At 45.1% G+C, this 13138-nt stretch carries 14 protein-coding genes; 7 read left to right on the top strand and 7 right to left on the bottom strand.

Annotation, left to right across the window (positions count from 1 at the left end; genetic code table 11):
• Positions 1 to 420, top strand: a complete 420-nt coding sequence (locus MY9_RS19020; protein WP_003242889.1) for a MarR family transcriptional regulator — start codon at positions 1 to 3, stop codon at positions 418 to 420.
• 42 nt (positions 421 to 462) lie between these two features.
• On the opposite strand, the gene MY9_RS19015 is transcribed toward MY9_RS19020, so the two are convergent.
• Positions 463 to 651 carry a 2-hydroxymuconate tautomerase gene (locus MY9_RS19015; RefSeq protein ID WP_014665779.1) on the bottom strand — a complete coding sequence of 63 codons (189 nt, stop codon included), beginning with the start codon at positions 649 to 651 and terminating at the stop codon, positions 463 to 465.
• Between the two features lie 108 nt (positions 652 to 759).
• Here MY9_RS19015 and MY9_RS19010 point away from each other — a divergent pair, with 108 nt between their 5' ends.
• A complete protein-coding gene (locus tag MY9_RS19010) occupies positions 760 to 1419 on the top strand; it encodes a site-2 protease family protein (RefSeq protein WP_014665778.1) in 660 nt (219 codons plus the stop codon).
• A 13-nt stretch (positions 1420 to 1432) separates the two neighbouring features.
• On the top strand, positions 1433 to 1951 hold the full coding sequence (locus MY9_RS19005) for a YwhD family protein (protein WP_014665777.1): 519 nt from the start codon (positions 1433 to 1435) through the stop codon (positions 1949 to 1951).
• A 307-nt stretch (positions 1952 to 2258) separates the two neighbouring features.
• Here the strand turns inward: MY9_RS19005 and MY9_RS19000 are convergent, their stop codons facing one another.
• Complete coding sequence (locus MY9_RS19000) at positions 2259 to 4334, bottom strand: transglycosylase domain-containing protein (protein ID WP_014665776.1); 2076 nt, start codon at positions 4332 to 4334, stop codon at positions 2259 to 2261.
• Positions 4335 to 4535: 201 nt separating this feature from the next.
• Here MY9_RS19000 and speE point away from each other — a divergent pair, with 201 nt between their 5' ends.
• Positions 4536 to 5366 (top strand): spermidine synthase, encoded by an 831-nt coding sequence (gene speE, locus MY9_RS18995; RefSeq protein WP_003227543.1) that lies wholly within the window; start codon positions 4536 to 4538, stop codon positions 5364 to 5366.
• Positions 5367 to 5426: 60 nt separating this feature from the next.
• A complete protein-coding gene (gene speB / locus MY9_RS18990) occupies positions 5427 to 6299 on the top strand; it encodes an agmatinase (RefSeq protein WP_003227545.1) in 873 nt (290 codons plus the stop codon).
• Between the two features lie 31 nt (positions 6300 to 6330).
• On the opposite strand, the gene MY9_RS18985 is transcribed toward speB, so the two are convergent.
• From MY9_RS18985 to MY9_RS18975, 3 genes are all read right to left on the bottom strand, one after another.
• Entirely contained in the window at positions 6331 to 6804 is a 474-nt protein-coding gene (locus MY9_RS18985; RefSeq protein ID WP_014665775.1) for a YbaK/EbsC family protein, read from the bottom strand.
• A 98-nt stretch (positions 6805 to 6902) separates the two neighbouring features.
• Positions 6903 to 7022 carry a PhrC/PhrF family phosphatase-inhibitory pheromone gene (locus tag MY9_RS18980; RefSeq protein ID WP_014665774.1) on the bottom strand — a complete coding sequence of 40 codons (120 nt, stop codon included), beginning with the start codon at positions 7020 to 7022 and terminating at the stop codon, positions 6903 to 6905.
• Positions 7006 to 8151: a response regulator aspartate phosphatase gene (locus MY9_RS18975; protein ID WP_014665773.1), complete on the bottom strand. Its 1146-nt coding sequence runs from the start codon at positions 8149 to 8151 to the stop codon at positions 7006 to 7008. The genes MY9_RS18980 and MY9_RS18975 overlap by 17 nt, the downstream gene beginning before the upstream one ends.
• A gap of 229 nt (positions 8152 to 8380) precedes the next feature.
• On the opposite strand from MY9_RS18975, the gene MY9_RS18965 reads away from it, so the two are divergent.
• Positions 8381 to 9736 (top strand): YncE family protein, encoded by a 1356-nt coding sequence (locus MY9_RS18965; protein ID WP_014665771.1) that lies wholly within the window; start codon positions 8381 to 8383, stop codon positions 9734 to 9736.
• Positions 9737 to 9775: 39 nt separating this feature from the next.
• Positions 9776 to 11152, top strand: a complete 1377-nt coding sequence (locus tag MY9_RS18960) for a YncE family protein (RefSeq protein ID WP_014665770.1) — start codon at positions 9776 to 9778, stop codon at positions 11150 to 11152.
• A 5-nt stretch (positions 11153 to 11157) separates the two neighbouring features.
• Here MY9_RS18960 and MY9_RS18955 read toward each other — a convergent pair whose 3' ends face one another.
• A complete protein-coding gene (locus MY9_RS18955) occupies positions 11158 to 11859 on the bottom strand; it encodes a bacteriocin biosynthesis protein AlbG (RefSeq protein WP_014665769.1) in 702 nt (233 codons plus the stop codon).
• Complete coding sequence (locus MY9_RS18950) at positions 11856 to 13136, bottom strand: M16 family metallopeptidase (protein WP_014665768.1); 1281 nt, start codon at positions 13134 to 13136, stop codon at positions 11856 to 11858. Before MY9_RS18950 ends, MY9_RS18955 begins: the two co-directional genes overlap by 4 nt.
• Positions 13137 to 13138 lie beyond the last annotated feature (2 nt).

Raw genomic sequence — 13138 nt, 5'->3', positions numbered from 1 at the left:
ATGGACCATGACAAACTGGAAGCAAATTTGCTGGATCACGCACTTACAAAATATTTGAAAAGCACGAAGCAATTAGATGAAGCCACCGTTCCGAAACACGTGAATAATGTAAGAGGATTTATTCTGCGGATCATATACAGACATGGGAGCTGCACCATAAAGGATATTTTGAAGGAGGTCACACTGTCTCCCTCTGCCACGACTACAGCTCTGAATCATTTAGAGCAGGAAGGGTTTATTGAGAGATCCAGAAATAATAATGACCGCCGCACTGTATGGATTACGCTTTCTGAATCGGGCCGGGGAGCAGCTGAACAAATGATCGAAAACCGCCAGCAGCTGATTGACGGGATGTTTGAACGTTTAACAGCCGAAGAGAAGAAGACGTTCTTGGCGATTATTGCGAAGCTGGCTCAATAGGGATAATAAAAGCCGGTGCGCGAAGCGCCGGCTTTATAGAGATTATTCCATATCGCTCAGGCGTTTGCCTGCAACGGCATAATGGTCTTTTTTCATTTCTTCTATAAAGACAACAATTTTTTCTTCAGAAGCGCCGGTTGTTTCCCTTACGGCTTCTGTTACTTTCTCAACAAGATTGCGTTTTTGCTCGTCTGTACGGCCTTCGAGCATTTTGACAGTTACGTATGGCATGTGTGCTGAATCCTCCTTTATCTCGTTTCCTCTCTTTAGAAAAAGAGGCTTCTTATAGTATACTGAATAAAGTAAATTCTTGCATTTTGAGAAAGAGGGATATCTCACTTGGACCGTTTTTTATACTATCCGTTATCTTTAATGCCATACCTCGTCATCACGCTAATTGTGTCGTTTACAATGCATGAGCTTGCCCATGCTTATGTCGCATACAAATTTGGTGACGATACGGCGAAAAAACAAGGAAGACTGACGCTGAATCCTATCAAGCACCTTGATCCGTTCGGTACCATTTTGATTTTGGTGGCCGGCTTTGGATGGGCGCGTCCCATTCCTGTTAATCGCCGCTTCTTTAAGAAACCCCGGCTTGCCGGTGTGCTCGTATCTATAGCCGGGCCTGTCAGTAACCTGATTCTTGCCTTTATCGGTTTCTTTTTGTTAGTGTTGATGCATGCGTACGGAATGGAAATGCTTGCGGCATTCAGCACGGGATTGGATCAGTTTTTTTCTATTTGGATACAGCTGAATCTTGTCTTGTTTTTATTTAATCTGCTGCCGCTTCCTCCGCTCGATGGCTATCGAATTATAGAAGATCTCGTTCCGCCGGGCGTGCGTGCCAAAATGACGCAAGCGGAGAACTACGGCTTTATCGTGTTTTTGGTTCTGTTTGTGACACCGCTCGGATCTTACGTGCTGTGGCCGCTGCTTAATGCAGGAAGAGATTCGATTTTAAAGCTGTTTTCAGCGATATTTCAACCGCTTTTGTAGGAGGTAGAACTTCATGGAAGAAAAAAAGAAAAAATCAATCGGGTTTAATATTATCAAAAGTGATCCGACAGACGGACACGGCGGTTTTGGAGTAGGGGCACTCAGCCTTGATAACATTTCTCCCGTGTTCGTCGATGTAGAGGAAAAAGAAGCGTTCGTAGACATCGGTGCCATGCATGCCCGCAGCACCGTTGAAAAAGGAATTAAATTTCTGCCTAATAAAGAAGATGTTCCAAACGGCAAACCATACTGGCTTGTGTGGGTGACGATTGACAGAAGAGAAGAGGGCCCTTATTACGCAGGGGTAACAGCCTGTGAAATGACGGTCGACAGAAGCATCAGAAGAGGCTACAAGTCACTGCCTGAGCATGTGAATCTGATGGATAAATCCATGAAACGGAAAATCATCGTTGATAAAATGGACGACAGCTCGAAGCGTGTACTAGGCGAATTTCTGAAAAAGCATGATCAGGGCCTATGGGACCGTTCCTCAGATGAGTTAAAAACGAGCCTGCTTCCGGAAGACAATTAATTTGTGAATTTTATGTGAATTTTTAGAATATTTGAGATATTTTTCGTGAACATTGAGTAAACTGGTGATACAGAAATAGGACATGGAAAATCCCGAGCCGAAACAAGACTCGGGGTTTTTCATTTTTAGAGGGATATGATGTACGAAACCATTCGAGTCGGCGACTGGTTGATGAAGCGGCGTCGGAGAAATGAGAAATTCACCACTTTATCCCAAAACTGATTGTTCAGCTAGATTGCCTAACATTTTACCATCGATTATGAACGAACCATACGAATAACCCGGCCTCCGAGAAGCCGGGTTATTTTCAATGATTTCGCCCCAGCCATTTGTCCCACCATTTTTTCTCGGAAGCGGGCTTTTCTTTGGCTGGAAGCCGGTCTTTTGTTTGTTTTGCGGGTTCTGCCCCGTAGCACACGTTTGATGGTTCTGTGCCTTTCACAAAATATGTGTAATGCTTTGCGGCGCAGCCGGGACCTGATGAGTAGCCTGTCTTTGGATCAATGTACACGCCGGTTATGCCTTTTGGCGGCTTGAACGCGGTTTCCGGATCGCCCTTGAGCGCGTTCTCCATGAAGTCCGCCCAAATGGTTTTAGCATAGCTTTTTTCTTCGACCGAGTCGATGGTGCTGCTTTTGTCATAACCAGTCCAAACACCCGCGGCCAACTTCGGATTGAAGCCGATCATCCAGCTGTCTGCGCTGGTGGTTCCTGATTTTCCGGCATACGTTCTTGTCAGGCGGTTGGCTATCGTTCGTCCGGTTACCGATGTATATCCGTTTAAATCGGTATCAAACATGCCTGTCATCATACTCGCCGTGACAAAAGCGGCTTTTTCATCAAGAACTTGTTTATGCTGACTCGGGTTTTCGTACAGCACATGGCCCGCCGCGTCCGTAACTCGCGAAATAAAAGTCGGTTCGATTTTCTTTCCGCCGTTTGCGAGCATGGCATAGGCGTTGACCATCTCAATCGGGCGCACAGGTTCAGTGCCGAGTGCCAGGGACGGCAGTGCTTGAAGATGGGCGGTAATGCCGAATTCCTTTGCGGCCTTTACGAGTTTGTTCGTGCCGAGAAAAAGATGCGTTTTCACAGCGTAAATGTTGTCGGAAAGCGCCAGCGCCTGCAGAAGCGTAATCGGCTTGTTGGCGTAGTATCCGTTATAGTTACTTGGAGAATAGGTTTCTCCCTTTGCATCAATTTGAAATTCGGTTTCTTCGCTTTTCATCAAAGTGACTGGCGTAAATCCGCTTTGAATCGCTTTATAATACAGCAATGGCTTGATCGTCGAAGCAGGCTGGCGCTTCGCCTGTGTCGTCCGGTCAAACGGGCTTTTTTGATAATCCCTGCCGCCGACAAGGGCGAGAACGTTTCCGGTGCGGGGATCAATGGCTGAAAACCCGACTTGAATGTCAGAGCCCGCGTTAACCGTTTTGGTAATGGTCTCCTCGGCGATGCGCTGCATCCGTTTATCCACCGTTGTATAGACGTTTAACCCGCTCGTTTCAATTTGCTCCCGCGTCATGCCAAGCTTTTTCTCCAGCTCTCTCATCGCATTGTCATAGAAATAAGGGGCCTTTCTCTTGGAAACTTGTTTATTCAAAGGCTGATAGGAAAGAGGTTCCTTGATCAGTTCATCCGCTTTCTTTTGGCTGATCATCTGCTGCTTTTCCATCATCTGCACAATCGTTTTCTGGCGTTCCTTGGCTTTCGTCTCATTGACATACGGTGAATAGCCGGAAGGGCCTTTCGGGATTCCTGCCAAAAGCGCTGCCTCCGCATCCGTCAGGTTTTTGGCATGCTTGCCGAAATACAGGCGGGAAGCGGCTTCAATGCCGTAGGCGCCATGGCCGTAGTAAATCGTATTTAAATAGCCTTCTAATATCTCGTCCTTAGAATAGTTTTGTTCCAGACGGATCGTGTAGAACGCCTCATTCCATTTCCGTTTCCACGTTTTGTCGTGTTCAAGGTATAAGTTTCTCGCATATTGCTGGGTGATGGTGCTTGCACCCTGAACCTTGGCAAATGCTTTCAGATCAGCAAGCGCCGCGCCTGCCATGCGTTTATAATCAAAGCCGTGATGATCGTAGAAATTCTGGTCTTCAATCGCCACTGTCGCTTTTACGATCGTCGGATTCATGTCCTTTAAGGGGACCCAATAGCGCTTTTCGCCGTAGTTCGTTTCCCCGAGCTTTGATCCGTCACTCGCATACAAAATCGTGGATTGCGGCACCTGCACCGAGGGAGCGCCCTGGTATTTGGCTATCAAAATGACAGTCATAAACACGGCGGCTGCCGCAAAGGCCGCAAAAGCCCCTAAAAAGATAAAGGCGCGAACGGTTTTGAGCGTCAGTCTCAGCCGTTTATTTGTCATTGCATCCACAACGGGTTCCCCCTTTTTTTATGTTTCTACTATTATGAGGAAAAAAGATCGTTTTTAAACATTGCTGAACAGGACGCATCTTTACTTTTTTCCCGCCATCCTCTATACTTTTTCCTTAGGTGAAAATGAGATTTCAACCGAGAATAAAAGCTGATTAGACGCTTACAATAAATGAATACAGCCTGGAAAGGGAGATGACAATTGAGCGAACTTTGGTACACAGAGAAGCAGACGAAAAACTTTGGCATTACGATGAAGGTTAACAAAACGTTACATACAGAACAAACGGAGTTTCAGCATTTAGAAATGGTGGAAACAGAAGAGTTCGGCAACATGCTGTTTTTGGACGGCATGGTGATGACATCTGAAAAAGACGAATTCGTTTATCATGAAATGGTGGCGCATGTGCCATTATTCACGCACCCAAATCCGGAGCACGTTCTGGTAGTCGGCGGCGGTGACGGCGGCGTTATCAGAGAAATCCTGAAGCATCCAAGCGTGAAAAAAGCGACACTTGTAGATATTGACGGCAAGGTGATCGAATACTCTAAAAAGTTCCTTCCTTCTATCGCAGGCAAACTGGATGATCCGCGCGTTGACGTGCAGGTAGATGACGGATTTATGCACATTGCAAAATCTGAAAATCAATACGACGTCATCATGGTAGATTCAACTGAACCAGTCGGACCGGCTGTAAACCTGTTTACAAAAGGATTCTACGCAGGAATCGCGAAAGCGCTGAAAGAAGACGGTATTTTTGTCGCACAGACGGACAACCCATGGTTTACACCGGAATTAATCACAAATGTACAGCGCGACGTGAAGGAAATTTTCCCGATTACGAAGCTGTATACGGCGAACATTCCGACATATCCAAGCGGTCTGTGGACATTTACAATCGGCTCGAAAAAATATGATCCGCTTGCAGTGGAAGACAGCCGTTTCTTCGATATTGAGACAAAATATTACACAAAAGATATTCATAAAGCGGCGTTTGTACTGCCGAAATTTGTGAGTGACCTGATTAAATAATGATGGTATGGCGCAGGAGCGAATCTTGCGCTTTTTTACAGGAAAGCGAGGGTATTATAGATGAGATTTGATGAAGCTTATTCAGGAAAAGTATTTATCGCGAGCCGTCCCGAGTGGGAAGAGGCGGACGCCATTCTTTACGGCATGCCAATGGACTGGACAGTCAGCTATCGCCCGGGCTCACGCTTTGGCCCAAGCAGAATCCGTGAGGTATCAATCGGCCTTGAAGAATACAGCCCATATTTAGATCGTGATCTGGCTGATTTGAACTTTTTTGACGCCGGCGACATTCCGCTGCCGTTCGGTAATCCGCAGCGAAGCTTGGATATGATTGAAGAATACGTGGACAGCATTTTAGAAAAAGGGAAGTTCCCAATGGGTATGGGCGGGGAGCACCTCGTGTCATGGCCTGTCATTAAAGCGATGTACAAGAAATACCCAGATCTTGCGATTATCCATTTTGATGCACATACAGATCTTCGCGTTGATTATGAGGGAGAGCCGCTTTCTCACTCTACGCCGATCCGCAAAGCGGCAGAATTGATCGGACCGCACAATGTGTATTCATTCGGAATCCGTTCCGGCATGAAGGAAGAGTTTGAATGGGCGAAGGAAAACGGCATGCACATCTCAAAATTTGAAGTGCTTGAACCGCTGAAAGAAGTGCTTCCGAAGCTCGCGGGCCGTCCGGTTTATGTCACAATCGACATTGACGTATTAGACCCTGCCCACGCACCAGGAACAGGAACGGTTGACGCCGGCGGCATCACGTCTAAAGAACTGCTTGCATCCGTCCATGAAATCGCGCGTTCAGAGGTAAATGTAAAGGGCGCTGACTTAGTGGAAGTCGCACCGGTTTATGACCACTCAGAGCAAACGGCAAACACAGCCAGCAAAATCATCCGTGAGATGCTGCTTGGGTTTGTGAAATAGGTAAACATCCAGACGATGTCTGGATGTTTTTTTATTCCCAGCCTTTACAAACATCAATCCATGCTTTTGAGAAAGAAAATTCGGATAATTCTTCAGGCGTTAATTCAATAGCGGAGTTTCTGCTGCCGCAAGCCGGGAAAACAGTCTCAAACCGTTTCAGCGATACATCTAGATAAACCTCAAGATCATAAGCCAACCCAAACGGGCAAACACCTCCAATTTCATGGCCTGTCTGCTCCAGCACCTCATCAGGAGAGAGCATTCTTGCTTTAAAGCCAAATGTTTGCCTGAACGTTTTGTTGTCGATCTTGGCATCTCCGGCTGCCACAATCAGAATCGCCTGATCTCCTTCCCCTCTGAAGGACAGGGTTTTGGCGATTCTAGCCGGGCTCACGCCGATCGTCTCAGCTGCTTGTTCAACTGTCGCGCTCGACGTTTCGAACTCCATCACATCATTTTCTCGATTCCACTGTGTAAAGTGGGTTTTCACACTTTCCAGAGACATACTGTATTGCCACCCTCTTCAAGATTATTGAAAGAATCATAGCATGGATTGGGAGGATGGGTAAAGAGGGGACAAAAAAACCGCCGATGGACGGCGGTTTAGATCATGGCGCGCTGCGCAACATCAAAATGTTCTGTTGATGAATTTGATACTTCGACTGTGATAAATACAGCACTCACAGCTAAACAAGCGAGTAATAATTTATACTTCCATTTCATATAAATTCACCCCCCCTTGAATGTGCTGTCTTGCTTCTTCAACCTTTAAAAAGTAATGAGATGCTTTTTTGTAATTTTCCTGTTGATGATAATATTTAGCAACATCAAGTGCGAAGTCCTCGATATCTGCATACATCATTTTACCTTCAAGAAAAACAAAACATTTTTCTATCCGTTCCTCATCCGGTCCAGACAAGTATAAAGATTCCAAAAATTCAAACTCCGTTAGATACACGGTATCTCCCGCAGCTGCAGAATACTCTTTTCCTTTTTTATGATATTCACAGGCGTTATCAATCTTACCTAATTTAAAATAAATTTGTGTAATTAGGAAAAAAGCTTGTGGCAGTGAAGGGAGCATTTTAGATCCTTCAAATACTTGAATAGATTTTTTTACATACTCTATCGCTGATTCAAAACTGTTTTGGTTTTGCTTGCAGAGTGCTATGTTATAAAGAGTTCTTCCCATTAATTGCGGCTGCTGCTCTGATTTTGCAAGTGTAAAGGCTTTTTGAAAATGGGCAATTGCTTTTTCGTATTGTTTTAAATCCAAAAAGTTGGCTCCGAATAAGGACTGACATTGAATCATTCTGATATCATATGTAGTCTGTTCACTGTATATTTCGAATGCTTGACGTGCATAGTCCATGGAGACATAAGTTTGTTTCATATAATAATAGACTTCTGACATTTTGAAAAAGAATTCCGCTTTATCGATTTTGTCTTTCACAAAAACCAGTTTGCTCTCAGCTTTTTTAAAGAATTGAATGGCTAATACATATTCACGGCGATCCAGCTCATACATGCCTCTAAAGAAATTAAAATAATACTCAAGCAGACCAGTTAAACGAGCCTGTTTTTTATCAATCTCAAGCAGCAGATCAGACAGTCTCGGCTGTTCCTCAATCCTCATTTTTTCTAACGGTTCAAGGTACTCAAGCATCAGGTTGTGCCGGAATTCCATCAGTGAATAGTACAAATGAAGGTCTTGGTCTTCTTCCATTTGATCCAGCTCTTGCTTGATTTCTCGTCGCAAATATTCTGCATCGGGGATGCTGAATCGGCGTATGTACATATACCATTCGTTAATCTTTTCTCCGATGGAAGAAGAAGATATGACACCTGTCACGTTTGTAAATCCCTCCCTTCATTATTCTATATATGTCATATTTTATCATCTTCATTCTTGTGAGAAGCGCAAAAAAACCGCAATGTTTTCTTTCGTTACACCGCATATCAGAGGGGATTTTTTCAAAAAACCGCTTTTACCCTCGGCAATTTGTACAAGCAAACAGATTCACCTTCCATATTCTGTTATATCTGCGTGAGCAGTGTATGTCTGAAAAGGAAGTGAAGGTATGAGAAAAAACAAGCTTTCCTTTAAAGAAAAAGCAGAAGCCGCACAAGAAGAATGTTTATGTTTTTGTGAGGAAGAAGCAAGCCGCGAGACCATATTTCAAGCACCGATTGAATTACCTGAAGGGTTTGTCGTTGATCCGGCTGAAGCTGTTGCAAGTGTCACGTGGAATGCAGACAGCCTTTCCTGTGTCAGTGAACGATGCTTAATTCAAACGGGGCCTGAGCCTGATGAGATCGGTGTTCAATTTGCAGTGCGCCTGCAGGGAACTGTTACGCTGCTCGTCAGTGTCTCACCTGTGCGAAATCAATATGGACAAGGGGATGGGGCTGTTTCCGTCATTCACAATGCAGAGATCGATCAAGTCGTCTATTATTCCGATGAACCGGAAGATTGCCCGGATATCAGTGACATCACGATCGAAAACCTTGTTGTTGTTCCGCCCTTTTACGGCAGTCCTTTATCGGTGACGGGGACGATTGTGCTTGTACCCGAGCCGGAGCCTGTTTATGCGTTTACAGCGAATCCAAATGATCAATCAGTTTCTGTGATTGATACAAACACTCACGCCGTTGTGACAACGATTGCTCTTCCATATAGGCCGACAGATATTGAAGTGACCCCGGATAAAAGCGCTGTGTTTGTTTTGCACTTCAACAACAATGTGATTTCTGTCATCGATTATGACACATTAACAGTGACAGCATCCATAATGCTGGATCAGCCGCCTCGATCGATCAAATTTATCCCTAATCATGAGTTTGCTTATGTTTTCGCCGGTACTGCAATTTATGTGATTGGAATTGATACGCTGGCTGTTGATAGGTCGATTCCTGTAGAAGGGTTTGATGTTGCAATCGACCCCAATGGGTTATTCGCCTATGTTCTTAATTTTGGTTTAGCGCAAAAAGTGGACCTATTCACTGGTGAAGTCATAGGAACGATTGAACGAGATCTCATCGTATCATCCATAGAAACAGATTCTCTGGAGAGGTATGCGTATGTGTTAGAACAAGAATTCTTATTCAATTATTTGACGGTTATTGATCTAAATACGTTTACGATCAGCATTACCCAAGAACTGGAGCCTGACGGCCAATATGCAATGTTTACAAGTGGATCAGAGGTGTATTTACATGACAGCTTCACTGGCAATTTGTATTCTGTCAGTCCGAATGGAGCAGGCGTTATAGGAAATGTTCCGCAATCGGCAAGAGACTTTGCGTTTACTCCGAATGGGGAATTTCTGTATGCAACCCATTTTTTAGAGCAGAACATCACTGTTTACAACACGGATGATTATTCTGTGGAAACTGTCATATCTCTTGGGGTTTCACCGGGAGCTATTGCGATCTAATCAACTGAATGCTGTGCATTTCTAAAAGGACGTGAAATCATGAAAAAGAATGATCTTTCTGCTTTACAGGAAAATTGTTTCTGTTTTTGTGATGAGGAAATCGGCCGGGAAGTGCCGTTTCAAGTGCCTATAGATATCCCTGAGGGCTTTAAGGTTGATTCGGCTGAAGCGTCAGCGGCTGTTACATGGAGTACAGACAATTTGTCCTGCACCAGTGAGCCTTGCTTAATCCAGACTGGCCCGGAAACAGAAGATATCGGTGTTCGATATGCTGTGAGAGTACAAGGGACCGTTACTCTTCTTGTCAGTGTGTCGCCTGTGCGAAATCAATATGGACAAGGCAGTGGGGCGGTTTCTGTGATTCATTCTGAAGAGATTGATCAAGTTGTTTATTATGCAGCGCAGGCTAGCCGCTGTCCTGATTTTAGTCAAATAACAGTGGAAGACCTTCTCATTGTACCGCCTTTCTACGGCAGTCCGCTTACGGTGACCGGTACACTTGTTTTACCGCCATCACCAGACCCTCAATCATATGTGTTTACTGCTAATACTGGAGACAGCACGGTTTCGGTTATTGATGCAGATTTAAACACTGTTGTAAAAACAATCCCTTTTTCTGACGTGCCAACTAATCTAGGCGTTACTTTCAATAAAGCATTCACGTATGTCCTCCATGGGAATACCAACCTTGTCTCAGTGATTGATAATAAAACATTGAGTATCATAAATACCATTACTGTTGGAGGCGGGCCGAGAAAGATCGAATTTGATCCAACAGATGAGTTCGCGTACGTGATGGCCGCCGGATCTATATATATGATTAACATAGCCTCTCAATCGGTCATTGATGTCATTCCGATACCCGGCGCTTTAGATTTTGCTCTTGATCCGGATGGACAGTATGTCTATACCGCTAATGCAAGCAGTTGGTCGGTTGATAAATATGATGTAAGTACAGGTCAGTTGGTAGAAAGTATCATCGATTCATTTGAATTCCCCAGTTTAATTGCAACTCCTTACGCTGGAAATTTTGCGTACGTGTTGAATGGCGAGCTGTGGCCGAAAGGTGTAACGGAGATCAGTCTGTCACCATTAAGCAGGGGAAGCGACTTTAACCGTTTATTTGAAACTCTGAGAACGATTGTATTTTCTTTGGACAGCACTAGAGCTTATTTTCTAGAGCCTTATAGTGAACCGTTTCTCATAAAAAACTTATACGTGGTTAATACGGCTAGACAGAGGATTATTGCAAACGTGTCTCTGCCCGGCGCCTTTGACCTCGCCGTAACGCCGGACAATCAGTATATTTATGCGGCACAGCCAAACGACAATGCTGTGACCGTGTACCGCACGAGCGATTATACAGCTGTGACGGTGATTCCGGTTGGCGCGGGTCCGTCTGCGATTGCAATGTAGAAGCTTTATAGTTCGAAAGAAGCGGGGCGGCGATCAGAGATGTGCTTATATATTGATGATCCGATCTGCTGGATCGCCGCTATGATGATCAGAAACAGCAGTTCACTTATAGTGAAACTGAGCATCCACCATATCCCGGCTGCTGCAAGCGCTCCCGCAAACATTTTTCTGAACAGGCTGCCGTGCTGCAAAAGCTGCAGCAAATACGTTCGCATGCAAAACAATAAATACAAGATCAGTAACAGCGCAAGCCCCATTGAAACGGCAGGGGGCGTGTAAAGGCGGAAAGGGACGGCTTTGACGATTTCAAACATGCAGCCGAATATGACGACTTGGCATAATACAGCAGCCATCACGTATGTTTGGCGGACGTTTTTATAGCTGTCACGCAGCGATTTGACGTCTTCTGCATAGCGGCTGCACAGGTTGTGTTGCTGAAAGTCACAGCAGCTTTGATGAGACTGTGTGAGTTTCTGAAAAGCTGCTGTCATGTTTTTCACGGATTGGGTGACATAGTGAAGATAGAGAAAAGCAGGCAGCATCAGGACGGCGGCGGTACAAGCCAGCAGTCCGAGCCGCACGGCATCACTGTTGATCATCTGTACATATTGGGCGGCGGATTCGGCGGCGGCCTGAACCCAGCCGAAGGAATAAGCCGCCATACCGACAAGCAGCAATAACAAGGTAAAGACAGTGCTTTTTCTCATTGTTTGATCGCCTCTTTCTGGGAAACATGAATGATCGCTTTGTTAGAAGATGCCAATGCATCAATGAGAGACATGAAAATCTGCGTATCCATATCTTGAATGATGTGGTACATGTCAAGAAACGAGCAATCGCTCCTGTCACACTCGGCCGCCCATTCGAAGCATTTACGCACATAATCGCTGTCATAAATGATCGCGTCCGTCAAAGAGTTCTTGCCGTATTGAAGCCAGGACGCAACCTGTTCTTTCTGCTGCGTGACGTAGTATGATGCGACATCAATATAAGCTGAAGAATGGGTCCCTTGACTGTGAAGGATCAAGAAACCGCCATCCTCATATATATGTGTCTCGGCTGACAAGCGATCGATTTCCAGGCGATACGTTTGCTGAATTTCTTGAAAAAACGGTGAATCTAATTGAAATAGAATACGAGACGCGATATCCCAATAAAGCTTTACGGTCAACAGATCGTTTTGCCCGGGAAGTGCGCCGATCTGTAATCCGGTCCATGTATCTTCCATCCGCTCCTCATCACCCAGCACCATTTTTTGTGAAAGGGGTGGAGGGCACGCCGGGATGATTTTCTTTTTAGCTTGATCATGCGGACGCTTCTGCAGCTGAAGGTGAGGAGGTAAAAGCATTTCCGTATCTTCTGAACCCCCAATCAAAAACAGCGTCATCCGATGGGCTTTGTAGGCGGCTTTGTAGGCTTTTTGTAAATCACCGATGCTCAGCGCGTTAATATCCTCGATTCTGCCTGCGGGGAAAACGGCTGCAGGTGAGGCGGGAGAAAGCATGCTGATCAGCTGATAATGATATGAGAGCTGATGGTTAAGGTGTGCTGTTTGAATTTCGCTTGTAATCACAGCTTTTTCCTGAGCGACAATCTTTTTGTCAAATGAGTGGTTCCATAAAGCATCGAGCAGGATGGGGATCGTTTGTCTGAGCCGATCCGGTAATGAGGTAAACATGAAATTGGTATCGGTGTAGGTAGTGAATGCGTTTAAAAGCGCGCCATGCGCAAAAAAATCATTGTACAGGTTGCGGCCGTTATGCCAGAAGAGAAGATGCTCTAAAAAATGCGCTGTGCCATACGGGAGCAGCGTGTCGCCGGATTCTGCCTGTAAGCAGACATCACGGCTTCCGAAATCGATTTTCACATTGCACAGCCGCAGATGGGCGCGGGGAAATTTTAATCTGAATATTTTCAGCCCGCTTTCTGTGTATTTGATATCGGTTCGTTCATCCAGCTGTTGAAAAAAGGCTTTCTTTCCCATCT

The organism is Bacillus sp. JS, assembly GCF_000259365.1.
GTDB classification, from domain to species: domain Bacteria; phylum Bacillota; class Bacilli; order Bacillales; family Bacillaceae; genus Bacillus; species Bacillus stercoris.
The sequence above is the reverse complement of the archived record's forward strand: the minus strand, read 5'-3'. Positions and strand labels throughout refer to the sequence as shown.